19 protein-coding genes and 2 pseudogenes are annotated in these 24,472 nt (G+C 59.0%); 14 read left to right on the forward strand and 7 right to left on the reverse strand.

Features of this window, described 5'->3' with window-relative positions; translation table 11 throughout:
• The first annotated feature begins 226 nt into the window (after positions 1 to 226).
• The 7 genes from IB241_RS22775 to IB241_RS22805 all read left to right on the forward strand — a co-directional run bounded on the left by IB241_RS22775 (position 227) and on the right by IB241_RS22805 (position 8,412).
• On the forward strand, positions 227 to 988 hold the full coding sequence (locus IB241_RS22775; protein ID WP_192300455.1) for a PIG-L deacetylase family protein: 762 nt from the start codon (positions 227 to 229) through the stop codon (positions 986 to 988).
• Positions 989 to 1,208: 220 nt separating this feature from the next.
• On the forward strand, positions 1,209 to 3,776 hold the full coding sequence (locus tag IB241_RS22780; RefSeq protein ID WP_192300456.1) for an autotransporter outer membrane beta-barrel domain-containing protein: 2,568 nt from the start codon (positions 1,209 to 1,211) through the stop codon (positions 3,774 to 3,776).
• 211 nt (positions 3,777 to 3,987) lie between these two features.
• Positions 3,988 to 6,141 (forward strand): TonB-dependent siderophore receptor, encoded by a 2,154-nt coding sequence (locus tag IB241_RS22785; RefSeq protein ID WP_192300457.1) that lies wholly within the window; start codon positions 3,988 to 3,990, stop codon positions 6,139 to 6,141.
• A 123-nt stretch (positions 6,142 to 6,264) separates the two neighbouring features.
• A complete protein-coding gene (locus tag IB241_RS22790) occupies positions 6,265 to 6,729 on the forward strand; it encodes a GNAT family N-acetyltransferase (protein WP_192300458.1) in 465 nt (154 codons plus the stop codon).
• A gap of 75 nt (positions 6,730 to 6,804) precedes the next feature.
• Positions 6,805 to 7,191 carry a hypothetical protein gene (locus IB241_RS22795; protein ID WP_192300459.1) on the forward strand — a complete coding sequence of 129 codons (387 nt, stop codon included), beginning with the start codon at positions 6,805 to 6,807 and terminating at the stop codon, positions 7,189 to 7,191.
• Positions 7,192 to 7,554: 363 nt separating this feature from the next.
• Positions 7,555 to 7,920 (forward strand): hypothetical protein, encoded by a 366-nt coding sequence (locus tag IB241_RS22800; protein WP_192300460.1) that lies wholly within the window; start codon positions 7,555 to 7,557, stop codon positions 7,918 to 7,920.
• 81 nt (positions 7,921 to 8,001) lie between these two features.
• Positions 8,002 to 8,412, forward strand: coding sequence for a hypothetical protein (locus tag IB241_RS22805; RefSeq protein ID WP_192300461.1), 411 nt, complete (start codon positions 8,002 to 8,004; stop codon positions 8,410 to 8,412).
• 345 nt (positions 8,413 to 8,757) lie between these two features.
• Here IB241_RS22805 and IB241_RS22810 read toward each other — a convergent pair whose 3' ends face one another.
• Positions 8,758 to 9,216 (reverse strand): GNAT family N-acetyltransferase, encoded by a 459-nt coding sequence (locus IB241_RS22810; protein WP_192300462.1) that lies wholly within the window; start codon positions 9,214 to 9,216, stop codon positions 8,758 to 8,760.
• Between the two features lie 134 nt (positions 9,217 to 9,350).
• Here IB241_RS22810 and IB241_RS22815 point away from each other — a divergent pair.
• A pseudogene (locus tag IB241_RS22815) lies at positions 9,351 to 10,786 on the forward strand (IS1182 family transposase).
• Between the two features lie 260 nt (positions 10,787 to 11,046).
• Here the strand turns inward: IB241_RS22815 and IB241_RS22820 are convergent.
• The 3 genes from IB241_RS22820 to IB241_RS27805 form a co-directional block, all read right to left on the reverse strand.
• Positions 11,047 to 11,385, reverse strand: a complete 339-nt coding sequence (locus tag IB241_RS22820) for a hypothetical protein (RefSeq protein ID WP_192300463.1) — start codon at positions 11,383 to 11,385, stop codon at positions 11,047 to 11,049.
• Positions 11,386 to 11,657: 272 nt separating this feature from the next.
• Complete coding sequence (locus IB241_RS22825) at positions 11,658 to 13,031, reverse strand: transposase (RefSeq protein ID WP_192300464.1); 1,374 nt, start codon at positions 13,029 to 13,031, stop codon at positions 11,658 to 11,660.
• Between the two features lie 176 nt (positions 13,032 to 13,207).
• Positions 13,208 to 15,229, reverse strand: coding sequence for a methyl-accepting chemotaxis protein (locus tag IB241_RS27805; protein ID WP_053257157.1), 2,022 nt, complete (start codon positions 15,227 to 15,229; stop codon positions 13,208 to 13,210).
• Positions 15,230 to 15,553: 324 nt separating this feature from the next.
• Here IB241_RS27805 and IB241_RS22835 point away from each other — a divergent pair, with 324 nt between their 5' ends.
• Both IB241_RS22835 and IB241_RS22840 read left to right on the forward strand, forming a co-directional pair.
• Positions 15,554 to 15,994: a hypothetical protein gene (locus tag IB241_RS22835; protein ID WP_192300465.1), complete on the forward strand. Its 441-nt coding sequence runs from the start codon at positions 15,554 to 15,556 to the stop codon at positions 15,992 to 15,994.
• 103 nt (positions 15,995 to 16,097) lie between these two features.
• Positions 16,098 to 16,967 (forward strand): AraC family transcriptional regulator, encoded by an 870-nt coding sequence (locus IB241_RS22840; protein WP_192300466.1) that lies wholly within the window; start codon positions 16,098 to 16,100, stop codon positions 16,965 to 16,967.
• A gap of 54 nt (positions 16,968 to 17,021) precedes the next feature.
• Here the strand turns inward: IB241_RS22840 and IB241_RS27810 are convergent.
• Together IB241_RS27810 and IB241_RS22845 are read right to left on the reverse strand one after the other, a co-directional pair.
• Positions 17,022 to 17,123: pseudogene (locus IB241_RS27810) on the reverse strand (cupin domain-containing protein); the annotation flags it as partial.
• A 164-nt stretch (positions 17,124 to 17,287) separates the two neighbouring features.
• Entirely contained in the window at positions 17,288 to 17,548 is a 261-nt protein-coding gene (locus tag IB241_RS22845; RefSeq protein ID WP_192300467.1) for a hypothetical protein, read from the reverse strand.
• A gap of 246 nt (positions 17,549 to 17,794) precedes the next feature.
• On the opposite strand from IB241_RS22845, the gene IB241_RS22850 reads away from it, so the two are divergent.
• From IB241_RS22850 to IB241_RS22865, 4 genes are all read left to right on the forward strand, one after another.
• Positions 17,795 to 18,277: a VOC family protein gene (locus IB241_RS22850; protein WP_192300468.1), complete on the forward strand. Its 483-nt coding sequence runs from the start codon at positions 17,795 to 17,797 to the stop codon at positions 18,275 to 18,277.
• Between the two features lie 282 nt (positions 18,278 to 18,559).
• Positions 18,560 to 19,423 carry a 4-hydroxy-tetrahydrodipicolinate synthase gene (dapA, locus tag IB241_RS22855; protein WP_192300469.1) on the forward strand — a complete coding sequence of 288 codons (864 nt, stop codon included), beginning with the start codon at positions 18,560 to 18,562 and terminating at the stop codon, positions 19,421 to 19,423.
• 121 nt (positions 19,424 to 19,544) lie between these two features.
• The gene (locus IB241_RS22860) at positions 19,545 to 20,921 is read left to right on the forward strand and encodes a pyridoxal-phosphate dependent enzyme (protein WP_192300470.1); all 1,377 of its coding nucleotides are present in this window, start codon (positions 19,545 to 19,547) and stop codon (positions 20,919 to 20,921) included.
• Complete coding sequence (locus tag IB241_RS22865) at positions 20,918 to 22,084, forward strand: cystathionine gamma-synthase (RefSeq protein WP_192300471.1); 1,167 nt, start codon at positions 20,918 to 20,920, stop codon at positions 22,082 to 22,084. The genes IB241_RS22860 and IB241_RS22865 overlap by 4 nt, the downstream gene beginning before the upstream one ends.
• 153 nt (positions 22,085 to 22,237) lie before the next feature.
• On the opposite strand, the gene IB241_RS22870 is transcribed toward IB241_RS22865, so the two are convergent.
• A complete protein-coding gene (locus IB241_RS22870; protein ID WP_192300472.1) occupies positions 22,238 to 24,436 on the reverse strand; it encodes an OsmC domain/YcaO domain-containing protein in 2,199 nt (732 codons plus the stop codon).
• Positions 24,437 to 24,472: the final 36 nt, after the last annotated feature.

Below are 24,472 nucleotides of genomic sequence, written 5' to 3' on the forward strand. Positions count from 1 at the left end.
TAGGGCGGCTTCGCCCCCCAGCGCGGGGCAAGCCCGCTCACTACAGTTAAAAAAACGACTTTACGAGATGTGAAAGCGACCAATCGTTGACTATGCTCAAGTCGCCTTGCCGGCACTCCAGGGTTGGAGTGCCGTGCAGTCACGCCAGCGGAGCCTGGAGTGAATAAAAGAGTGTCGTCCCGTCAACGGGGTACGACCCGCATCAATCGACAAGGATGTGACACCCATGAAGCCTGCCTCCTTAAGCGACGGCCGCCGCGGCCCGGCGCAAATCTGGAACAGCGCCCCGCAACTGGCGCAAATCCCCGTAATCAATCCGACTTCGCTGGTACCACGGGACACCCGCGTGGTGGTGGTCGCCCCGCATCCGGGCGATGAAGTGCTGGCTTGCGGCGGTCTGCTGCAACTGCTGAGCACCCTGGATCATCCGCTGCAACTGATCTCTGTGACCGACGGCAGCGCCAGCCACCCCGGCTCCAGCGTGTGGCCGGCAAGCCGCCTGAGCGTGGTGCGGCCCCAGGAAAGCGTCGAGGCGCTGCGCCGCCTGGGCATGCCATTGCATAGCCTGAAGTGGATTCGCGGCGGCTTTTGCGACAAAGCCCTGGCCGCCCGCGAGCAACCGTTGGGCCAGTTCATTGCCCGCTACCTGCAGCCGGGGGATGTGGTCTTCACCACTTGGCGCAACGACGGCAACGACGACCATGATGCAGTCGGTCGCGCCACCGCCCATGCATGCAACCTGGTGGGGGCGCGCCTGTACGAGCTACCGATCTGGGCGTGGCACTGGCCAACGCGGGAGGCGTCGGTGATCCCCTGGCAACGGGCGCGCAAGGTACGCCTGGATACCTGGAGCGTGGCGCGCAAGCTGCACGCCGCCCACGCCTACGCCAGCCAGTTGGTGGGCGACCCCGAGATCGGCTTGGCGCCCATGCTTGCGCAGGTGTTGCTGGAACGCATGCGCGACCCGTATGAGATCGTGTTTGTCTAGGCACTTACTCGTCTATACCTGTCAATTCTCACAGTGGCGGGCGCTGGAATCTGCTACTAAGGTGGCAACAGCGCTGCACAGGTTGAGGTGCAGTCGAGAAAGCCATGCCAACCCCTTGCATTGGCCGGTGTTTTTGAGCAGGTACCCCGTATTCCCTGATCCATATCGCGCATCACGTTGTCATGGTTTGAGCCGCATTGCTCATTCATGAGGACGGATTATGCGTATACGCACTTGCCCCCCGCTGTACTTCGGCCTCGCCACGTCGGCGATCCTCGCGGCGTGGCCGCTGCTGTCCCAGGGCGCCTGTGTCGTCAGCGGCAGCCCTGCCACCGGCCAGGTGTTTACCTGTACCAGTGGCACCGACCCCGGCATCAACGCAGCGACCGGCGACAACCAAGTGTTGTTCCCCAGTGGCAACAGCGTGATCAATGGCAATGTGACCCTGGGCCCAGGCAACGATCTGGTGCAACTGGACGCACCGGACACGCAGATCAACGGCGCGGTGAACATGGGGGATGGCGCGAATATCTTTCGCTTGAACAAGGGCACGATCACCGGGGCTGTGAACCAGGGCTCGGGGACCGATGTTGCGCAGGTCAGCGGTGGCCAGGCAGGCGCGATCAACCAGGGGGCCGGCGTTGACGATTTCTCCATGAGTGGCGGCACGATTGCCTCATTGGCCCAGGGCGACGGGCACGACAAGTTCTCCATGAGTGGCGGCACGATTACCGGTGCGTTCGAGGACGGTGATGATGCCAAGATGACCGGCGGCACGATCGGTCGGGTGGACATGAAGCTCGACAAAAACCTGTTCGACATGAGTGGCGGGACCATCATCAACAACCTGGTGACCGGCTTTGATGACGACACCATTTTGATCTCGGGCACCGCCTACATCGGCGGCAATGTCAGCACCAGCGGTGGCTTGGACACGATCACCGTCACTGGCGGCACCATCAACGGGCAAATCCTCGCCAGTACCGGCAACGATCGTTTCAGTTGGATCGGTGGCGGCAAAATCAACGGCTTCATTCTGCTCGGCCCCGACAACGATACGGCGCTGCTACAGAACTTGAATGAAACCCTTGTGTCGTCTACCCCACTGATTGACGGCGGTACGGGCACCGACACGCTGACATTCGACAATACCCAGGCCACCACTCCCGGACGCTATACCAACTGGGAACAGGTGACGCTGGACAACAACGCCACCTTCACCCTTGGAGGCACCTTTGTACTGGGCGATGCCGGTACGGGAACCGGCGCCATGACGCTCAACGGCAGCAGCAGGCTGCTGGTCAACACCGGAGCCATCAGCGCATTTGACAGCAACCAGTTGGCAACCCTGAATAACCGCGGAACGATCGACATGACCACCGGCAGTACCACTGCCACGGACGTCCTGACCGTCAACGGCAATTACAACGGGACCGGCGGCACGCTCGCCCTGCAGACCGTATTGGGGCCGGATAACTCAGCCAGCGACAAGCTGGTGGTCAGCAAAGGCACGATCCAGGGCTCCAGCAAGATCGACATCACCAACCTCGGCGGCGCGGGCGCAGGCTCGTTGCAAGACGGAATACAGGTAGTGCAAGCCACCAACGGTGCGACCAGTAGCGCCGGTGCCTTTAGCCTGGCCCATTCCGTTTCCGCAGGGGCATTTAACTACTACCTGTTCAAGGGTGGCGTCACCGACGGCACCGCAGAAAACTACTACCTGCGCTCCACCGTTCCGGTTATCCCACCACCGGACCCGGTGATCGTCACGCCGCTCCCGGAACCGGTGCCCGGTACACCGCCGCTGCCGCCCAACCCGGTCATCACCCCGATTCCAATCTACCGCCCCGAAGCATCGATCTACGCCGCACTGTTTCCGGCCGCCCAGCAAATTGTCCAGGGCATGCTTGGCACTTACCACGAACGCATGGGTGACCAGAACCAGCAACAGACCGACCTACGTCACGCGGGATGGGGCCGGGTCTACGGCAGCAGCAGCCGGCAAAGCTTCGCCGGCACGGTAAACCCCACGCTGGACAGTTCCACAACCGGGTTTCAAGTGGGCACCGACCTCTTTACCCTGGCTACCGACGACGGCCAGGTGCACCACGCCGGGTTCTTCGTCGGTCATAGCCGTTTGAAGGGCGACATCAAGGGTTTCAACGACGGCTGGCAGGACAAGGACGCCGGCAGCACCACCCTGCGCAGCGACAGCCTCGGTGTGTATTGGACACTGATCGGCGCCAACCGGGCTTATCTGGACCTGGTGTTGATGGGCTCGCGCCTCGACGGCCACAACGAGTCGGACCGTGGCGTGAAGATGAAAACCCGTGGGCATAACGTGTCTGCTTCGGCGGAAGTAGGTTGGTCTTTCCCGGTGGTAGCCAACTGGGTCGTCGAACCCCAGGCCCAACTGATCATCGGCAAGACCAAACTGGACAGCCAAAACGACGGTATCTCCGACGTTGCGTATAAAGCCGACACCACCGTCACCAGCCGCCTCGGCGCACGTTTGCGCGGTGATTACCAAGTCAGTGGCATGCCATTGCAACCCTATGCCCGTGCCAACATCTGGCACACCCGTGGAGGTAAAAACACGGTGACCTTTGCCGATGTCACCGACATCGATACCGAACAGAAATCCACTACGATGGGCGTCAGCCTTGGCGCCGACCTCACGGTGGCGCCGGGCATCAGCCTGTACAGCGAAGTGGGCTTCAACCGCAACCTGGACAGCAATGCCTTCAACGGTCGGCAAGGTACGCTGGGACTGAGAATGGCGTTCTGAGGTGCTGTGTTGTATCGCAGCGGATACGTGCGGCGCTGCGATACCCCCCGCTTGAAATGCACGTTCGCAGTGCCCCGCCAAATGTGAAAATTTTATTAACTATCTCTCTGCAAAGGCTTTTATTACAGGACGTAAGCTGCCAACCTAATGCGAATAATTATCAACCGTTTTATTATTTGCCAGGGACGGCATTTCGGGGAGAGCAACCTGCATGTCCATACAACCCTCCGTCAGCGGCCGTTTTTCACCCTGCCTGCTGACCCTGGCCATTTGTATCGCCAGCCCTCAAGCCGCGTTCGCGGCCGCCGCAGACACCCACGCAGCACCGCTGGAACTCGGCGCCACCGAAATCTCCGGGCAACAACTGGGTGAAACTACCGAAGGCACCCAGTCCTACACCACCGGCGAAATGGCCACTGCCACCAAGCTGAAGCTCACCCCGCGTGAAACCCCGCAAGCCAGCACCGTCATCACCCGCCAACGCATGGACGACCAAGCCATGACCAGCGTCAACGATGTGGTCAAGAACACCCCCGGCCTGTTCCTCAGCCAGGCCAGCGGCCCGGGCCGCCAGACCTACAGCTCGCGCGGCTTCGACATCGACAACATGATGTTCGACGGACTGCCCAGCGCCTACTCCGGCTACAGCAACAGTGTGCAGCCCAACCTGGCAATGTTTGACCGCGTGGAAGTGATTCGCGGCGCCACCGGCCTGGTCACCGGCGCTGGCAACCCGTCGGCGGCGATCAACTTCGTGCGCAAGCGCCCCACCGCCACGCCGCAAGTGTCGATCACCGGGGCCGCCGGCAGCTGGGATGATTATCGCGGTGAACTCGATGCCTCCGGCCCGCTGAACGACAGCGGCACCTTGCGCGGGCGTATGGTCGGTTCGTACCGCGACGCCAACAGCTTCCGCGACGGTGAAGAGAGCAACCACGGTCTGTTCTACGGCATCACCGAAGCCGACCTGAGCGAAAACACCACCCTGACCCTCGGCCTGTCGCGCCAGGAAGACCAGACCAACCTCTTCTGGGGCGGCCTGCCCATCGGTACCGACGGCCATCACCTGAACCTGCCCCGCTCCACCAACCCCGGCACCGATTGGGAAAACAAGAAACTCACCATCGACACGGTATTCGGCGACGTCGAACAGCGCTTCGAAAACGGCTGGAAACTCAAGGTCGCCGGCTCCGCCTCGCAACTCGACGGTGTGTTCAGCGGCAGCTATCAGTCGCGCTACCAGACCACCCTGGCGCGCACCGTCTACCAATCGCACCAGGACGACCAGCAATACGCTTTCGACACCTTCGCCAGCGGCCCGGTCGAAGCGTTCGGCCGCACTCACGAAGTAGTGGTCGGCACCAGCAAGCGCATCTACGACGCCACTTCCAAGGAATACAGCCCGTATGACACCAACTACCCGCTCAATGGTGCCAAGCCCGACTTCGTCCGTGACGGCAAGACCCACGCCATCACTACCCAGGACGGCGTCTACCTGACCACCCGCCTCAACCTTGCCGACCCACTCAAGGTGATCCTCGGCGCGCGCGTCGACTGGTATGACTACGACGACCGCCAGGGCGACGGCGACTACAAGGTCACCCGCAACCTCACGCGGTATGCCGGTGTGATCTACGACCTCGACGACCACCACTCGGTCTACGCCAGCTACACCGACATCTTCACCCCGCAAAGCAACAAGGATTTTTCCGGTAAGGTGCTGGAACCCATCGTTGGTGAAAACTACGAGATGGGCATCAAGGGCGAGTACTTCAACGGTGCGCTGAACGCCAGCCTGGCGGTGTTCCAGATCGACCAGAAAAACCGTGCGACCGATCCTGCGACCCAGGCAGGCTGCCCGCAACAGAGCTGCTCCGAAGCCTCCGGCCTGGTGCGCAGCCAAGGTATCGACCTGGAACTGCAAGGCGCCCTCACCGAAAACTGGCAAGTCGGCGGCGGCTTTACCTACACCCGTGCGCACTACGTCAAAGACAGCGCGAGCAACAAAAACCAGCGCTTCGACACCGATACCCCGGAACGCCTGTTCAAGCTGACCACCTCGTACCGCTTCCAGGGCCCCCTGGAAAAACTGCGCGTCGGCGGCAACCTCTACTGGCAGAGCCGCATGTACAACGATGTCGCCCTCGCAAACGGCAGCACCTATCGCCTGGAACAAGGCAGCTACGCCGTGGCCGACGTGATGGCTGCTTACCAGCTCAACAAGCACCTGGACCTGCAACTGAACGTGAACAACATCTTCGACCGCACCTACTATTCGGCCATTGGCACCAGCCCGACCTGGGGTTCCACCGACACCTACGGCAACCCGCGCAGCTTCGGCGTCACCGCCAAATACACCTTCTGACCGCGCTCCGACCTACGGCTACCCGCCTGGAAACGCATGCGTTGGAGCCATCGCAGTCCCAACGCACGCGTTTCTGAATAGCCCCTATACTGGCCACCCCAGGATGGAACCTCGCGTGCAACTATGCCTATCACCCCCAATCCCCCTGCCCTGTTAGTCCCTGCACAACAAAGCGACCTGGACGATCTCGTTGCCATTCGAATTGAAGCCATGCGCGACAGCCTGGAGCAGGTCGGACGCTTCGATCCGGTGCGTGCCCGCGAGCGGTTTGTTGGCAGTTTTGAAGCCCGCGACACGCGCTATATCGAAGTGTCGGGAGAAAAGGTCGGCTTTGTAGTGGTCCGACAGCGTCCAAGCGAATGGTTGCTCGACCACTTGTATGTGCGACCCAACGCACAAGGGTCGGGCATCGGCTCTGCGGTACTTGCCCAGCTATTCAACGAAGCGGATGCCGTTGCACTACCGATTAAAGTCGGCGCGCTGAAACAGAGTGCCTCGAATCGTTTTTACACCCGCCACGGTTTCCAGTTCGTCGAAAGCGGCGAGTTCGATAATTATTATGTTCGTCTGCATGCGCCAGCGGGCTAGTTGGGTGCGAGCGCACAAGGACACTTGCATGTTGACCGGCCACCGCTTTGTGCTGCCAAGGAAGAGGAACGATTCATGAGTCTTGATCTGTGCCTGGAAGCTGACAGTACGCTCACCATTTCGACGCTGAGCACAGCACTTGCGCAGGCTGGTGCTCTGGAAATCGAGGTCACAGAAAATGGGCTATACGCTGAATTTACCTCGGGACTCAAATTGAGCACCCATGGCGTACGCGATGACCCAACGATTTATGCCGAGCATAAAATGGGGATCGACTTCCCTGTCGCTGTGCGTTGCACCATTAGAATCAAAGGCCCCGAACCAGAGGGGGAATCGGCTATGGAAGATTTGGATAAACTCGCTCAATCCATATTCCAGTCGTGTTCGGCACTCTTTCTCATTAGCTTTCAGTTCGAGCAAACCTTGTACTGGCGGGATGCGACAGGGTTGTATCGTCCTTGAGGTGGGTGCCTGCGCGCCCTCTTTCAGACATTTATGAATGGCGTTTTTTTCCGGACGAAAACGCCGCGGTATTGAGGGGTGGCTTTCGGCCAGAAGCGTACCGCCAGCGCGGTTCCGGTTCAGCCCGATAGTCAAGGCTCACAGCATGCGACTGCATATCTAAAGTCATTCTGGCTTATTGCTTACACCTATATCCCTATAGGCCCCCTCTCAAATTTATAAGACTTGTATTGGCCGCTGGGTAATTGGCATAGTGCTACCACTCCCCAACTGACCCGGCGCCAAGGACTAAGTCAGCCAGAAGCTGACGGAAGTTCAGGGCCTTGCCAGGTTGCTTGTTCCAAGGATCTGGACATTTAGCCCATGAAAACTTACGCAGCGCTGGCCCTTGCGCTCACCACCCTGTGCAGCCCCGTCCACGCGGCGAGCTGGCAGGTTTGCCGGCTGGACGTACAGATCGTCAACGTCTTGAAACAACCGTACCCACAGCTGCAGGGGCGGATCCTCAAGGTCGCCCCGACCTCCCCCACCACGCAATGTCCCCAGCAAGGCTCGATGGTCACCTTCACCCCGGAAACCACCGATTACCAGAACACCCTCCCGCGTCGGCAATGGCCTCGAAAAGGCCAGTCGGTGCAGATTGACTACCGGTATCTGGATGGGATTTGCAAGGGCGACGGCCACCCGCATCCGTGTCGCATCGGGCACTACCTACTCATGGGGCGCTAATCGGGCGTCACTCGCTCACGCAACCTTCGCAGCAACCTATCGCATGGATATGCCCAGCACTCCTTCGCGCGGAATGAGTCGTTGAATGGCATTCGCACAGTGGATCCGGATTTTATTAAAAAGCTCGAGCATGAGTTGAAAATATCACTTCGAGATAGCTTCAAACTGGTTGGGGAATTTTTCGATGGAAGTGGTATTTATGTTTTACCGCTGCACCAGATCGGTTGGGAATCCCCAACTAACGTTCTTGATGAAACGAAGCGTTTGAGAAGCAGTGGCCGACTTTTATCAAACTATCTTGTGTTGGGGGAGCCTGCTGAAGGTTTGATCGTGATGGATTGCAATTCCCGATCGGGGCAAGTGCTCTGGTGTGATGCGATTGATGTTGATCGTATTGGTAAAGAAGCACTGATGACAGCACCTGAAGTATGGGGCTCCTACTTGGATTTTGTTGAGTATTTGGTTTCGGAGGAAGAGTCTGATCGACTGTGAGCAGCGCGTTAAGGCGTGCTCGACGTCGACCCATCTTCTGCTCGGGAGAAACCAGGTTCTTGATCAATTCACAGGATGCATCGGAGTCGTAACTCTATACCGTGCGGGCCTTCAGTCAATCATGTCGGCGATTCTAACCGTCCCGAAACTTCGTACAAAACCTAAACCGAGGTCCGTCAGGGAATGAATACCACTGTTCTGATAGACACCATTGAGGGGCCGCTTCTGGCCGATTGTTGCCGTCTCTGAAAGGCAGCTTTGGGTCCAGGCTGTGTTAAAACGCAGACGTCACATCAGAGTTTTGCTGTTTATAAAAAAGCGGCGGAAATTTGAAGTCGGCTTTGACTATAAACTCCGTGACATAAGGTATTGCTCTTTCCCCCAAGCCTCAAAGCGCTCCAACACTTTCCAGCCAAGCTTGGAGTAATAATTGCTCTGGCTGTGGGTGTGCAAGTACAAGGTAGTGAACCCAGCGTCTCTTGCATGGACACAGATGCCTTCGATTAACTGCGCTGCGAGCCCTCTCCTTCGAGCTTCAGGTGTGATGAACACACACGCAAGCCACGGGCCTAGATCCGGCCGGTCAGATAGGTCGTTATTGGCAAGCGTTGCGCCACCTAGCAACTGGTCTCGTTCCATTGCGATCAGACACTTCCAACTGCCATCACGCTGTCCATCAGAGAACTCGTGTTTCCAACTCGAAAGAGATTGCTGCGTAAACTCATAACTGAATTCCCGATAAAGCCATTCGGCCATAACGCCGCACTTGTCCATTTGTTTATCGAGCCAATCCACTCGCAGCATCTGAAACGCTCCTTATGTATTTGTCACGCTGGTAGGGTTCGGGACAATCGTACAGCCGTCTGCCTGCGGTACAGACTATGTCAAAGTCAGGAGGATCGTCTAACCTTTCGACCACCGAGATAGCGGAGGCGATGATGAAGCGATTCATAGAAGGCGAGGCTCGGACTCAAGTTACCTTACTGCCGGAGTGTTTGGACGATTACGTGACGGAAGAAAATCCGGTGCATGTGGTTGATGTCTTCGTCGATGAACTCGACTTGGGTGCACTTGGATTTGAGGGTGTCGATGCTGCTGCAACGGGTCGTCCTGCCTATCACCCAGCGGTCTTGCTGAAGATCTACATCTACGGCTATCTCAATCGGATTCAGTCCAGTCGCCGGCTTGACCGTGAGGCCAAGCGCAATGTCGAGTTGATGTGGCTGACGGGGCGTTTGTCTCCAGATTTCAAAACCATTGCCGACTTTCGCAAGGACAACGGCAAAGCCATTCGCAGTGTATGCCGCCAGTTCGTAGTGCTTTGTCGCAACCTAAATCTCTTCTCTCAGTCGATCATCGCCATCGACGGCAGCAAATTCAAAGCCGTGAACAACCGCGACCGTAACTTCACCCAGGGCAAAGTGAAGGCACGCATGCAACAGATCGAGCAAAGTATTGATCGCTATCTGTCAGCGATGGATTCGGCGGATCGAGCAACGCCCGAAGTGGCCGAGGCCAAAGCAGAGCGACTTAAAGAAAAGATAGAAACACTGAAAAAGCAGATGCAGAAACTCAAGGAAATGAAGGTGCAGCTCCACGAAAGTCCAGACCAGCAGATCTCCCTCACAGACCCAGATCCACGCTCAATGGCCCCGAGCGGCCGAGGCACCGGAACGGTTGGTTACAACGTACAAACAGCGGTCGACGACAAACACCATCTGATCGTTGCCCATGAGGTGACCAACATTGGTAATGATCGTGGGCAACTGAGCAATATGGCGAACCAGGCGCGTGAAGAAATCGAGGCTGAATCGCTAACGGTGGTGGCCGACCGAGGCTATTACAAAGGCCTGGAAATCCTTGCTTGCGAGCAAGCCGGCATCACTACCTTCGTACCGAAACCCCTGACATCTGGCAGCAAAGCCGAAGGCAGATTCGGCAAGCAGGATTTCATCTATCTTATTGCGTCGGACGAGAATCGATGCCCTGCGGGGCAGTTACTAACCAGGCGGTATTCGTCGATGGAAGACGGCATGTTATCGCATTGTTACGACTATTCGGCTGCCAGTCCTGCGCAATGCAAAAGCAATGTACGACGGGTAAGGAGCGCCGCGTAAAGCGCTGGGAACATGAGGCTGTAGTCGACGCGATGCAGGTTCGTCTAGAACATGATCCAGCGATGATGAGGGTTCGTCGACAGACCGTTGAACATCCTTTTGGAACGCTCAAGTACTGGATGGGAAGTACCCACTTCCTGACCAAAACCCTGCCGAGGGTGAGCACTGAGATGAGCCTTCATGTGCTCGCCTACAACCTCAAACGAATGATGAGCATCTTCGGTATCGCAGGACTGCTTGAGGCGATCAGGGCGTGATCCAGCCGCTTGGCCCGCCCGTTAGTAGCCGTTTTGGTCGCTGACGCGGCCCAAACGGCATTACGCACGTCTATGTAGCTGACTAAGGTAATTCTCGCTTCCGCCTGCTTATTCCACAGGCAATCCTCGTGACTCTCAGTTTTCGACGTGCTTAGCGCGTTTTCACACATCCTGGACCCATAGCGGCCATACACGAAGGCTCAGCTACAACACGTGTAAATGCGGTTTAGTGGATGAGATTCAGTGTATTTTTGGCCCGCTCACCACAGCAATGCTTCAACTTCATCATATTTCTCAGCGACCTTAAGGAAGGGTTCCGCCCAACCACTGCTGAGACTGACTTCTTGCAGGGGACCGGTTGGAGCAAACAGAACTGCAAATTTTAGCCTTTCGGGCAACACGCCAGACTTCAGCGTACTGACCAACCCTAGCAGTTCTCTTTTTGCCTGTGCTTCGTCCTCCCAACTTGACCAGCAGAAGTCATTGTCCGGAAGAGAAATAAGCTCAATGGCTGCTTCAAGAACATGGATGAGACTTTCAGTAGGGAAGTGGTGATTTAACTCGCCATGAATCAGCTGCCTTGCACGATCCAAATTCATAGGGTGACTGCCTTCTTCCTGTTTGTGGCGGTTAAAACAGCATTGAGGCTAGCGCGTACAGGGATGGAGAAACAAGGGAGAAGCCCCCTATTTCCGAACGTCTGCTTCTGGCCGATTCTGTTGAAAAAGTCGGATTTTCAGCTCGCCTGAACTCGGGCACGACCACAACCGGAGAACCTACTCACCACGTTGCGTGGTTTTTCGGCCCTTCGTTGACCTTTGCTGCTCTGTTATTGGGTTGGTTTGAGGTTTTTTGCTTCGTGCAGACGCACCTATCCCGTGACCGGTGGCCCTTGAGAGGTAAATTTGGCCAGCCGTCGCAGGTTCTGTACCGCAGCGGCCAGCGTGAACTCATCAGTCGCGCCACTCATGCCACGTAGTCTCAGGCGATCCAGTTTCAGGATGCGTTTGAGGTGGGCAAACAACATTTCGACCTTCTTACGTTCGTGGCGAGAGCGCACGTACGCAGGTGTCGTTGCGATTCGCCGAGCCACATCGCGCGCGGCTTCATGGACGCTGCGGGCGATCTTGCGGAACGCGGTGTTCGGGCAGCACTTGGCTTTCATCGGGCAAGCAGCGCAGTCGGTCTGCCGGGATCGGAAGAGGATGGTGTTGGCTTTGGTGACGTGCGAACGCTCGTTCTTGAAGGCTCGCCATTCGCTGCGCAACGCGTTGCCGGCCGGGCAGCGGTATTCCTCCGCCTCTTCATTCCATTGGAAATCGTTGTTCGAGAAACTGTCGTTCTTGCGCTCGGTTTTGTCCCACACCGGCACGTGAGGTTCGATGTCTTTTTCCTCAACCATCCAAGCCAACATCGGGGCAGTACCGTACGCGGTATCGCCGATGAGGCGTTCCGGCTTGATGTCGAATTGCGCTTCGACGCGTTCGATCATCGTCTTGGTGCTCTCGACTTCTGCAGTTCGATGAGCCGGTGTGGGTTCCACATCCATGATCACGCCGTGCTCGGTATCGATCAGATAATTCGTCGAGTAAGCGTAAAACGCTGGGCCGCCTGGAGCTGCCGTCCAGCGAGCGTGGGGATCCGTCAGCGACAGGCGCTTGGGTAGCGTTTCCGCCAGAGCCTCTTCATCCAGGGCTTCAAGATATTCACGCACGGCGCGGGTACTCAGGGCCGGATCGCTCCAGTTGACCGGTTCATCACCTGGTACACCGCGCTGCCGACTCGCATCCGCTTTGATGATGCTGGCGTCCACGGCAAAGCCTTCGCCCTTGACCAAGCCGGCGTCCATGCAGCGACGCAGCACTTCATTGAACAACCAGCGAAACAGATCACTGTCCCGAAATCGGCCGTGTCGGTTCTTTGAAAAGCTCGAGTGGTTGGGGACTTCGTCTTCAAGGCTCAACCGGCAAAACCAACGATACGCCAGGTTCAAATGAGCCTCTTCGCACAACCGCCGCTCGGAGCGAATGCCATAGCAATAGCCCACGATCAGCATGCGGATCATAAGCTCTGGGTCAATCGAAGGACGCCCAATCGGGCTGTAGAAGTCGGCGAGGTAATGGCGCAGGTCGCTTAGATCGAGACACTGATCAATGCTGCGCAGAAGGTGATTGGCTGGGATGTGATCTTCAAGGTTGAACGAGTAAAACAGTCGCTCCTGCCCACTCGATAACTGTCCCATCATGCTGTGTGATCCCCCACCGGCCAATGCAGAGATTTTGCAGCAGGCCAGGCAGGGGAGCTACTTTTTCAACAGAATCGGCCGATTGCAGACTGTCATGAACGACTGCAATCGACCCACAGTGTGTAAAAACGCTTTATTGCCAATGAGCGTTGTAGCCCTGGCGACTCGGCTTGCGCCTACGCATGGGTGAGCCCGGTCAACGTATCCGCAATGGTTTTAGTGCGTTGCGCCGTACCCTCGGTCGCGCGGCTCGACGCCTCCAGTGCATCGAGCATTTCGCGCAACGCGCCGACGCCGGTGGATTGGTCTTCGATCTGTTGGGCAACGCGCTGGATCTCACTGGACAGCAGGTCAATATCCACGCCGATTTCCGCCGCATTCTTACGGGTGATTTCCGCCAGTTTGCGCACTTCATCCGCCACCACCGCAAAACCCCGGCCCAGGTCGCCCGCGCGCGCCGCTTCAATGGCGGCGTTAAGCGCCAGCAGGTTGGTCTGCCCGGCGATCTGCTGGATCACCTGCACAATCGACTGGATACGCAAACTCGACCCGGCCAGCGTGCGCGCACCTTCTACCGCCACATCCGCCTGGCTGGAAAGCCCTTCCACCGTTGTCCCGGCCTGGGCAGACACGGCGTTCTGCTGGTCGATCGTACCCACCAGTTCGTCCATCGACGCGTGCAACTCACCCGAGTAATGCTTGAGCTGCGCGGCGATGTCCTCCTGCTGACGCTCGGCATGGGCCAACACCATGCCTAAGTCTGCCAAGCCTTCGAACACCGGCAGGATATTGCGGTCCAGCCCACGGGTATTGAGGGTATTGCTGAAGTCATTGTTCTTGAACGCGGTAATCTGCTTGACCACCACATGGTTCAACCCCGCCAACTTCTTCACCTGGCGCCGTAGGAAAAATGCCTTGAACTCGCCGTAATGGGCGATGAAATTGTCCACGTACTCATCACTGAAACTCGCACCCTTGGCCACCCGAAAGAAGAAAATCGCCGTCAACGTCTGATTCAGGTTCAAGCCCAAAATCTCCCCAAAGGTCGAAAAACCCGCCAACGGTACATCACCAAAAATGCCGGCCATGCTGCCCAGCTCGGCGCCGTTGTTCAGCCGGCGCAAAATGCAGTCATTCAAAATTCCCGCCACCGGCTGGCCACCCTTGCCGCGCAGGAACTGCTCATAGTCCAGGCGCGTCGCCTCGCGCAACGGCGTACGCCGCACCATCACCAATTCCTCGCCCGGCGCCACGTCGCAAAACAACTGCACGATCTGCTGCTCATAATCGATACGCGCGATGGACCGTACAAACAACTCACTGCCCACCCGAATCGCAAACGAATAGTCCGCCAGCTTCGACTCCAGCGCCTGGGGCGCGCAACTGAAAGCATCACACAGTGCTTGCACCATGCTCTTGATATTGCCGTTGCTGTCGATCACCTGGTCAATCGTGCGGTCCTCAACCGACGCGGTCAGCACACTGAAGGTCAAATCCGCCGGTTTAAAGTTCTGGCTCTTGAACACCCCAAATCGCACATGCGCCGCCGTCTTCAGGAACACAATCTGTGCATGGTTCTGATAGCTGCGCTGACCGTCATGAATCAGCGTCTTCTGGAAATCCGACTTACCCCCGGCCGATCCCCCTACAAACAAACACGGAAACCGCCCCGACTCATAAAGCGCCTCCATAAAAAACGACTCCGACGCCGACAACCCGTCGAACACCACATACGCCAACGTATCGCGATGATCAATCGACGTGCGCACCTGTACTCGCTTGATATTGGACACCAACTTGGCAATTCGCTCCTGCATTCCCAACCGCTTACCGCCACCGCGAATGTCCTCACACTCCAACGGCACCATCGCCACCTCGGCCGAGGCGATCAGACTGTCGTCGAACAACTGCAACACGATCCGATCCCAGCGATCGCCGGTGGCGCAATACAACGAATTGGGCGCATTGCAGAGTTCGCCGGAGGTGGTGCATAGGCTGATGGTGGATTGGGGGAAGCGGCGTTTGAGCTTGGCGGCGATTACGTCGATGTCCAGATGCGGCGAGATAAAGCCGGTGATCAGGGTGGGGGTGATGCGTAAGGCGGTGAGTGCGGCGTCCAGGTCGTTGGCAGTACTGGTGAGCGTGGCGGTGCCTTGACGATCGGCCCGGGCTTTTTTTAGAAGGGAAAGTGGGTTCATGTGGTGGACTCGATCAAGGATGGCCAGTGATAGACATGCGATTAGTAGGGTTATCGGCAGGTTGGGTGGAGGCTGGAGGTGGGATGTGACGGATGGATGCGATTTTAGGGAGTTTCCCCGTTATTGACAGGCTGCTTTCAGCCGAGAGTGAACGGCCCCGGCTTTCGTAGACGCTGTTGGTGTCCGCTTTTGACCGATTCTCGCCCGCCATGAGAGCCAGAACGCAACCCAAAACGAACCCGTTCAACGGACCCCATCATCAACCAACATCCGTTAAAATCCGCAGCCTATTTCGACAACGCTTGCGGCAACCGAGGAAAATTCATGACAAGGGTGGCCGCTGTTTTCACTGTTGTGAGTTGCATGGCGTCGGCCTCTGCATGGGCGGCGTCTGATTGTCCGTTTCCGCAGGGAATGCAGGCCTCGATCGGTGCGTCGAAACAAGCTATTGAGGCCAGGCAAGCGGGCGTCGCCAAGGATGAGCTGCTCTCCAGGATTTCCCCTGCGGCCAACGGGCCGATGTCCCAGATGCTGAAGAGTATCGTCGACGAGGTTTACGACTACCCGGCCTTGCTGCCCGAGGTGTATGCCGCCTTCCGGTTCGAGCACTGTTTTGTTTCGCAGCAGCACCCCGAACAGGTGGCGGCTATGAAGTTTGCCGATGCCTATCCGTTGCTGAAGCAATGCGAGCAGGTCGAACCGCAAGGGGCGCGACCTCCTTGTGCAATGCGCGTAGTGCATACGGTGAGCGGAATTCCCGAGTAAGCGATCCGTCAATTCAATCGCGACCTGAGCAAACACGGCTAGGCACGGGCACGCCGATCTCGTCGACTCTACTGCCTACCGTATCTTCCGGAGCCTGCATCCAGTGCCTGACTTGCCGAGCAACGCCGCCTACACAAAACGCTTCGACCGGGTGCTCGCCTACATCGACGCCAATCTTGAAGGCGACTTGTCGGTGAACACGTTAAGCCAGGTCGCGAATTTTTCGGCGTTTCACTTCCACCGACAATTCACCGCGTTCGTAGGCGTGCCTGTTTCGCGTTATGTGCAACTGATGCGACTACGACGCGCGGCGCACTGCTTGTCTTGCGGCGCGGACTACTCGGTGCTGGACGCCGCGTTCGGTGCGGGTTTCGAAAGCCCCGAAGCGTTTTCCAGGGCGTTCAGGCGCGCGTTCGGTACGACGCCGAGTGCCTTCAGGAAACAACCGAATTGGCAGGTCTGGAGCGCGGTGTTCACCATCCCTCATTTTTCCAGGAACATCATCATGCAGATACGAATCGTCGAGTTTTGCGCAGTCCGGGTTGCAGCCTTGGAGCATCGCGGAGCGCCCGCGCTCGTGGGAGAGAGCGTGCGTAAATTTATCGAGTGGCGCATGCGGAGCGGGCAATCGCCGGTGGCCTCCAGTCGCAGCTTTGGTATTCCGTTCGGCAACCCCGATACGACCCCGGCCGAAGAGTTCCGGTTTGCAATCTGCGGCGAGATTCACGAGGCGGTAGCAGCGAATGAGTTCGGCGTAACCGAGCGGGTTATCCCTGGCGGGCGTTGCGTGGTGGTGCGTCACGTGGGCTCGCCGGATCATATCGGCGAATCGATCTATCCGATCTATCGCGACTGGCTGCCTTCCAGCGGCGAGGAGCTGCGGGACCAGCCGCTGTTCTTCGAGTATCTGAGCATTTTCCCCGAGACACCGCAGGATCAATGGCAGACCGATATTTATGTGCCTTTGCAGTAATGCACACGGCCTCTCGCCAAGGGGCCGTCACATCACACGCCTCTGAATATGCTGGATGCGCTGCGCAGGTTTGCCCCACTCCTGGGTCAACCCCACGCCCGACATCACCACCAAACGCTGCCCCGCCGGATGCGTATGCCACGCCGAGCGGGCGCCCAATAGGTCTCGATGGGCGTGGCACCCTCGATCTTGAACAACTACTTGTCCTGGGTACCGGTGGCCTTGGCATGCGCCCTGCCCCGCGCTCGTCGATGGTTTGCCCGCCATCGTCGGTCGGCGCCAGTGGCCCGTCCGTGATCAAGTGCTCCAATGTCGCCATGTCAGTCGGCTTGATGCTCAGCACCGTGGCCAGTTGGCTGGCGGATTGGCGCGTGAGGATGGCGATCTGTTGCAACTGCTGGCTGATCCTGCTGGTTGTAGGCGTTACCTTCGAAATTGACCGTATAGGTGTTGGTTCCGGTTTTTTCGTCGCTGTACCCACCCTGGTACATCGTCGAGCCTTTGGGTGCATACGGAACGCCGGAACAAGCCGAAATCAACGCGCAAGTACCGATCAAGATAAATTTACATACTTTCAACATGGATAAGCCTGAAGGCTGGCTGAGGGACGGGCTTTAGTTTTGTTCAGGAACAAACGCACTATGGAGGGACCCGTGCGCCCTGGAACGTCAAGCAATAGGCAAAATGCTACTGTTTTGACATCATTCTGTCTAATACCCGGCTCAGCATTGAAAAGTCGCGCTTGCGGACCGGCAGGCATGGCACGCGGGGGGGTGCGGCAATCACCGGCTAAACTCAATTCACCACCGACTCTGTGGAGATCCGAGATGCCCAACAAAACCACCCTCTGCCTCTGGTACAACGGCACCGCCCTGGAAGCTGCGACCTTCTACGCCAAGACCTTCCCCGACAGCGCCGTGCAAGCGGTACACCTCGCCCCCGGCGACTACCCGGCAGGTAGGCAAGGCGATGTGCTGACCGTCGAGTTCACCGTCATGGGCATCCCCTGCCTGGGCCTCAACGGCGGACCGGCCTTCCCCCACAGCGAAGCGTTCTCGTTTCAGGTGGCCACCGATGACCAGGCCGAAACAGATCGCTACTGGCACGCCATCATCGATAACGGCGGCCAGGCCAGCGCTTGTGGGTGGTGCAAGGACAAGTGGGGGCTGTCGTGGCAGATCACGCCACGGGCACTGACCGCAGCGGTCACCCACCCCAACCCGGCCACCGCCAAGCGCGCTTTTGACGCGATGATGGGCATGACCAAGATCGACATTGCCGCGATTGAAGCCGCCGTCGCCGGGGCTTGACACATTCGTTCACATCCCCTGAAGATGAGCGCCTCATTCAGGGTGTGACAATTCATGTCTGCTAAGTCGCTGGTTAACCTTTCCGTCATTGGCTCCGTGGCCAAGGCGCAAGGTTGCGTGGCGCACGCCCTCAAATCGAAGAAACAGTCGCTCATGTGACCGGGGCGCGCTGTCCCGTCAGATGAGCTGACAGGACATTGAGCGCGACGGTCTCCCCCCTCTGCACAATTGCCTCTGCCCTTCTGACGGTGACTTGATCGGTCAATCATCAGGAGAAAGTGCATGTCAGCGTTTCAAGGTATCTGGGTTCCCGTGGTCACGCCGTTCCAGGACGGCGCCATCGACTTTATCGGCCTGCGCCGCCTGGTCAGCCATCTGCTGGCAAAGCATGTAGCCGGGATCATGGTGTGCACCACCACCGGCGAAGCCGCCGCGCTGAGCCGCCAGGAACAATTGGCGGTGCTGGATGCGGTGTTGCAGTTGGTGCCCGCGCAGCGTGTGGTGATGGGGTTGTCGGGCAACAACCAGATTGAATTGCTGCAGTTCCAGCAGGCCATCCTCCAGCGTCCGGTCGCGGGTTTGCTGGTGCCGGCACCCAGTTATATCCGCCCGTCCCAGCCTGGGTTGGAGGCGTTTTTCCGCACGGTGGCGGATGCGTCCAGTGTGCCGATCATCTTGTACGACATTCCCTACCGCACCGGCGCGACCTTCGAACAAGCCACGTTGCTGAATATCGTCGCGCACGAGCGCATCGTCGCGATCAAGGATTGTGGCGGCAACCTGGCCAATACCCTGGCATTGCTGGCGAGCGGTCAGGTGGACGTGTTGTGCGGCGAAGACCTGCATATCTTCAACGCGCTGTGCCTGGGCGCCAGCGGCGCGATTGCGGCGTCGGCCCATGTGCACACCGAGCAATTCGTCGCGCTGTGGCAACAGGTGCGGGATAACCAGTTGGCCGAAGCCCGTGCGAGCTTCTTCCAACTGCTGCCGCTGATCAACACGATGTTTATCGAGCCGAACCCGGCGCCGGTCAAGGCTGCGCTGGCCCTGGAAGGCTTGATCAGCCGCGAGCTGCGCGCGCCGATGCAAGCGGCCAGTGACGCGGTGGTCAGGCGCTTGCAGCAGGTGTGCAAGCTACCCGGCTGATGCGCCAAAAACAGACATGCGGCGGGCCGCCCGGTTGCGACCGGTGCGATCCCGGCCTATGGTCCAAGGCACGCTTTGCACTTTGTTGTCCCACCTACGTCAACCCGTAACAGGTGACACCATGCCCAGCCTCCCTCGCCCCGCCGTGCTCGAACTGATCGGCAACACGCCGCTGGTTCGGGTCAGCCGTTTCGATACCGGCCCCTGCACGCTGTTTCTCAAACTGGAGTCGCAAAACCCCGGCGGTTCGATCAAGGACCGCATCGGCCTGGCTATGATCGACGCCGCAGAGCGCGACGGCCGTCTGCGCCCCGGCGGCACCATCATCGAAGCCACCGCCGGCAATACCGGCCTGGGCCTGGCGCTGGTCGGCCGGGCCAAGGGCTACCGCGTGGTGCTGGTGGTGCCCGACAAGATGTCCACGGAAAAAGTGCTGCACCTCAAGGCCATGGGCGCCGAGGTGCATATCACCCGCTCCGACGTGGGCAAGGGCCACCCCGAGTATTACCAGGATGTCGCTGCGCGCCTGGCAGCGGACATCCCGGATTCGTTTTTCGCCGACCAGTTCAACAACCCGGCCAACCCGCTGGCCCACGAGACAGGCACCGCGCCGGAGATCTGGGCGCAAACCCAGCACGACGTCGACGCAATTGTGGTGGGCGTCGGCTCGGCCGGCACCCTCACCGGCCTGAGCCGTTTTTTCCAGCGCGTGCAACCTGCGCTTGAGATGGTGCTGGCCGATCCGGTGGGTTCGGTGATGGCTGAATATAGCCGCAGTGGCACGCTGCAGCCGCCGGGGTCGTGGGCGGTGGAAGGCATCGGTGAAGACTTCATCCCGTCGATTGCCGACCTCTCCAGCGTGCGCCACGCCTACTCCATCAGCGATGAAGAGAGCTTCGACCACGCCCGCCAGTTGCTCAAGGCCGAGGGCATTCTTGGCGGCTCATCCACTGGCACACTGTTCGCTGCCGCGCTGCGTTACTGTCGCGAACAGACCTCGCCCAAGCGTGTGGTCAGCTTTGTCTGCGACACCGGCACGCGCTACCTGTCGAAGGTCTACAACGACCAGTGGATGAAGGATGCGGGACTGCTGCACTACACCCATTACGGCGACCTGCGCGACGTGATTGCCCGGCGCTTTGAAGACGGCCGCGTGATCAGCGTAGGCCCCGACGACACCCTGCTGACGGCCTTCCAGCGCATGCGCCTGGCGGATGTGTCGCAACTGCCGGTGCTGGTGGATGGCAAGCAACTGGTGGGTGTGATCGATGAGTCCGACATTCTGCTGGGCCTGCACCACGATGCGGCTGATTTCAACATGCTCGTCGCCAGCGCCATGACCGAAGCCCTCGAAACCCTGCCTCCCAGCGCCAGCCTCGCCGAACTCCAGGAAGAACTGGACCGCGGCCTGGTCGCGATCATCGCCGACGCCTCGGGCTTCCATGGCCTGATCACCCGCGTCGATCTGCTCAACCATTTGCGGAGATCCCTTGCATGAGCCTGTCCGATAAAAGCGCGTTCGCCACCCGTGTCATCCACGCCGGGCAAGCCCCCGACCCGACCACCGGCGCGCTGATGCCGCCGATCTACGCCAACTCCACCTACCTGCAAGCCAGCCCCGGCGTGCACAAAGGCTTCGACTACGGGCGCTCGCACAACCCGACCCGCTTTGCCCTGGAACGTTGCGTGGCAGACCTGGAGGGCGGCACCCAGGCGTTCGCGTTCGCCTCGGGGCTGGCGGCGATCTCGACGGTGCTGGAACTGCTGGATGCGGGCGCGCACGTGGTCTGCGGCAATGACCTGTATGGCGGCACCTTCCGGCTGTTCGACAAGGTGCGCCAACGCAGCGCCGGGCACCGTTTCAGCTTTGTCGACCTGAGTGATGTGCGGGCGTTTGAAGCAAGCTTGCAGGACGACACGCTCATGGTCTGGGTCGAAACGCCGAGCAACCCGCTGCTGAGCCTCACCGACCTTGGCGCCATCGCGCGCATCTGCCGGGCGCGCGGGATTCTCTGCGTGGCCGACAACACCTTTGCCAGCCCCTGGGTCCAGCGACCGCTGGAACTGGGTTTTGATGTGGTGGTGCACTCCACCACCAAGTACCTCAATGGCCATTCGGATGTGATCGGCGGCATCGCGATTGTCGGTGATAACCCTGAACTGGCGCAGCGCCTGGGTTTCCTGCAGAACTCGGTGGGCGCCATCGCCGGCCCGTTCGACGCCTTCCTCACCCTGCGCGGCGTGAAAACCCTGGCGTTGCGCATGGAGCGTCATTGCAGCAACGCGCTGGAGTTGGCCACCTGGCTGGAACAGCAACCGCAAGTCTCACGGGTTTACTACCCAGGCCTCGCGTCCCACCCACAGCACGAACTGGCACGTCGGCAGATGCGCGGCTTTGGCGGGATGATTTCAGTGGACTTGAACAGTGACCTGGCCGGCGCCACACGCTTTCTGGAAAACGTGACGATCTTCGCCCTGGCCGAAAGCCTGGGAGGCGTGGAAAGCCTGATCGAACACCCGGCGATCATGACCCACGCCAGCATCCCCGCCGCCACACGGGCGCAATTGGGCATTGGTGATGGGTTGGTGCGGCTGTCGGTGGGCGTCGAGGACGTGGAGGATTTGCGTGCGGACCTGGCGCGAGCCTTGGCCCACATCTAAGGCCTGCCTGGGAACTGGCTTGCGTGGGAGCTGCTTTTTGTGGCCGCTGGCTTGCCTGCGATGCAGGCACCTCGGTGTATCAGGTCAACCGAAGTGATGCTATCGCAGGCAAGCCAGCTCCCACAGAAAAGCCAGCGCCTACACGTGTCGGGATCAGCTTGAGGTGATGTTGGCCCGCGCCGTGTGCAACTTCTTGTAGCTTTCGATCAGGCGCTGATGGCGATCCAGTCCTTCGAGCTTCATGCTGGTCGGCGTCAAACCGTAGAAACGCACACTGCCATTGACCGAACCAATCACCGCATCCATCCGCTCATCGCCAAACATGCGGCGGAAGTTGGCTTCGTAGTCCGCCAACTCCAGGTCGTCGTCCAGTTGCATCTCCAGCACCGCATTCATCGCCTGGTAGAACAAGCCACGATCGGCGGTGTTGTCGTTGTACTGCAGGAACATCTCCACGCACTCCTTGGCTTCCTCGTGCTGCTGCAAGGCGAGGAAGATCAGCAGTTTCAACTCCAGGATGGTCAACTGGCCCCAGGCCGTGTTGTCGTCGAACTCGATGCCGATCAAGGTGGTGATATCGGTGTAGTCGTCCAGCTCGCTTTCGATAAGACGCTCGACCAGGGCGTTGAGCTCGGCATCATCCAGGCTGTGCAGGTTGAGGATGTCGGCGCGGAAAAACAGCGCCTTGTTGGTGTTGTCCCAGATCAGGTCGTCCACCGGGTAGATTTCCGAGTAGTCCGGCACCAGGATGCGGCAGGCGGTTGCGCCGAGGTGTTCGTACACCGCCATGTAGGACTCTTTGCCCATGCCTTCAAGAATGCCGAACAGCGTCGCGGCTTCCTCGGCGTTGGAATCTGCGCCTTCACCTGTGAAGTCCCACTCGACAAATTCGTAGTCCGACTGTGCGCTGAAGAAGCGCCACGACACCACACCGCTGGAGTCGATGAAGTGCTCGACGAAGTTGTTCGGCTCTGTCACCGCCTGGCCTTCGAAGGTCGGCGCCGGCAGGTCGTTCAAGCCTTCAAAACTGCGGCCTTGCAGCAGCTCGGTGAGGCTGCGTTCCAGCGCCACTTCCAGGCTCGGGTGGGCGCCGAACGAAGCGAACACGCCGCCGGTGCGCGGGTTCATCAGGGTCACGCACATCACCGGGAATTCACCGCCCAGGGACGCGTCCTTGACCAGCACCGGAAAGCCCTGGGCTTCCAGGCCCTGGATACCGGCAAGAATCCCCGGGTACTTGGCCAGCACCTCGGCCGGCACATCCGGCAGGGCGAATTCGCCTTCGATGATTTCCCGCTTCACCGCCCGCTCGAAAATCTCCGACAGGCACTGCACCTGGGCTTCGGCCAAGGTGTTGCCCGCGCTCATGCCGTTGCTCAGGTAAAGGTTTTCGATCAGGTTGGATGGGAAGTACACCACCTCACCGTCGGACTGGCGCACAAACGGCAGCGAAACAATTCCGCGCGCTTCATTGCCCGAGTTGGTGTCGAACAGGTGCGAGCCACGCAACTCGCCGTCGCGGTTGTAGACCTTGAGGCAGTGGGCGTCGAGGATCTCAGGCGGCAGCTCATCGTTGGGCCCGGGCTGGAACCAGCGCTCATCCGGGTAATGCACGAACGGCGCGTTGGCCAGTTCTTCACCCCAGAATTGATCGTTATAGAAGAAGTTGCAGTTGAGCCGTTCGATGAACTCGCCCAACGCCGACGCCAGTGCGCCTTCCTTGGTGGCGCCCTTGCCGTTGGTAAAGCACATCGGCGAGTGGGCATCGCGGATATGCAGCGACCACACGTTGGGCACGATATTGCGCCACGACGCGATCTCGATCTTCATGCCCAGCCCGGCCAGAATTCCGGACATATTGGCGATGGTCTGCTCCAGCGGCAGGTCTTTGCCGGCGATGTAGGTGCCCGCCGCTGACGTCGAGTTGGGCATCAGCAAGGCCTGGGCGTCGGCATCGAGATTTTCGACTTCTTCGATGACGAACTCAGGGCCGGCCTGTACCACTTTCTTGACCGTGCAACGGTCGATGGAACGCAAGATGCCTTGGCGGTCTTTATCGGAAATATCCGCCGGCAACTCGACCTGGATCTTGAAGATCTGGTTGTAGCGGTTCTCCGGGTCAACGATGTTGTTCTGTGACAAACGGATATTGTCCGTGGGGATATTGCGGGTTGCGCAATACAACTTCACGAAGTACGCCGCACACAACGCCGACGAAGCCAGGAAGTAATCGAACGGCCCCGGCGCCGAGCCATCGCCTTTATAGCGGATGGGCTGGTCGGCAATGACCGTGAAGTCGTCGAACTTGGCTTCAAGTCGAAGGTTGTCGAGAAAGTTGACCTTGATTTCCATGCGGGCACACCAGAATAACGGGCTAAACAAAAATGG

Origin of the sequence: Pseudomonas sp. PDM05, assembly GCF_014851685.1 — a bacterium.
Classification (GTDB): domain Bacteria; phylum Pseudomonadota; class Gammaproteobacteria; order Pseudomonadales; family Pseudomonadaceae; genus Aquipseudomonas.

Coding starts and splice junctions, on each gene's coding strand:
- IB241_RS22775 (WP_192300455.1), top strand. CDS start 227: ATGAAGCCTGCCTCCTTAAGCGACGGCCGCCGCGGCCCGGCGCAAATC.
- IB241_RS22870 (WP_192300472.1), bottom strand. CDS start 24,436: ATGGAAATCAAGGTCAACTTTCTCGACAACCTTCGACTTGAAGCCAAG.
- IB241_RS22825 (WP_192300464.1), bottom strand. CDS start 13,031: ATGATGGGACAGTTATCGAGTGGGCAGGAGCGACTGTTTTACTCGTTC.
- IB241_RS22835 (WP_192300465.1), top strand. CDS start 15,554: ATGACAAGGGTGGCCGCTGTTTTCACTGTTGTGAGTTGCATGGCGTCG.
- IB241_RS27805 (WP_053257157.1), bottom strand. CDS start 15,229: ATGAACCCACTTTCCCTTCTAAAAAAAGCCCGGGCCGATCGTCAAGGC.
- IB241_RS22810 (WP_192300462.1), bottom strand. CDS start 9,216: ATGCTGCGAGTGGATTGGCTCGATAAACAAATGGACAAGTGCGGCGTT.
- IB241_RS22800 (WP_192300460.1), top strand. CDS start 7,555: ATGAAAACTTACGCAGCGCTGGCCCTTGCGCTCACCACCCTGTGCAGC.
- IB241_RS22865 (WP_192300471.1), top strand. CDS start 20,918: ATGAGCCTGTCCGATAAAAGCGCGTTCGCCACCCGTGTCATCCACGCC.
- IB241_RS22820 (WP_192300463.1), bottom strand. CDS start 11,385: ATGAATTTGGATCGTGCAAGGCAGCTGATTCATGGCGAGTTAAATCAC.
- IB241_RS22790 (WP_192300458.1), top strand. CDS start 6,265: ATGCCTATCACCCCCAATCCCCCTGCCCTGTTAGTCCCTGCACAACAA.
- IB241_RS22780 (WP_192300456.1), top strand. CDS start 1,209: ATGCGTATACGCACTTGCCCCCCGCTGTACTTCGGCCTCGCCACGTCG.
- IB241_RS22850 (WP_192300468.1), top strand. CDS start 17,795: ATGCCCAACAAAACCACCCTCTGCCTCTGGTACAACGGCACCGCCCTG.
- dapA (WP_192300469.1), top strand. CDS start 18,560: ATGTCAGCGTTTCAAGGTATCTGGGTTCCCGTGGTCACGCCGTTCCAG.
- IB241_RS22845 (WP_192300467.1), bottom strand. CDS start 17,548: ATGTTGAAAGTATGTAAATTTATCTTGATCGGTACTTGCGCGTTGATT.
- IB241_RS22785 (WP_192300457.1), top strand. CDS start 3,988: ATGTCCATACAACCCTCCGTCAGCGGCCGTTTTTCACCCTGCCTGCTG.
- IB241_RS22795 (WP_192300459.1), top strand. CDS start 6,805: ATGAGTCTTGATCTGTGCCTGGAAGCTGACAGTACGCTCACCATTTCG.
- IB241_RS22860 (WP_192300470.1), top strand. CDS start 19,545: ATGCCCAGCCTCCCTCGCCCCGCCGTGCTCGAACTGATCGGCAACACG.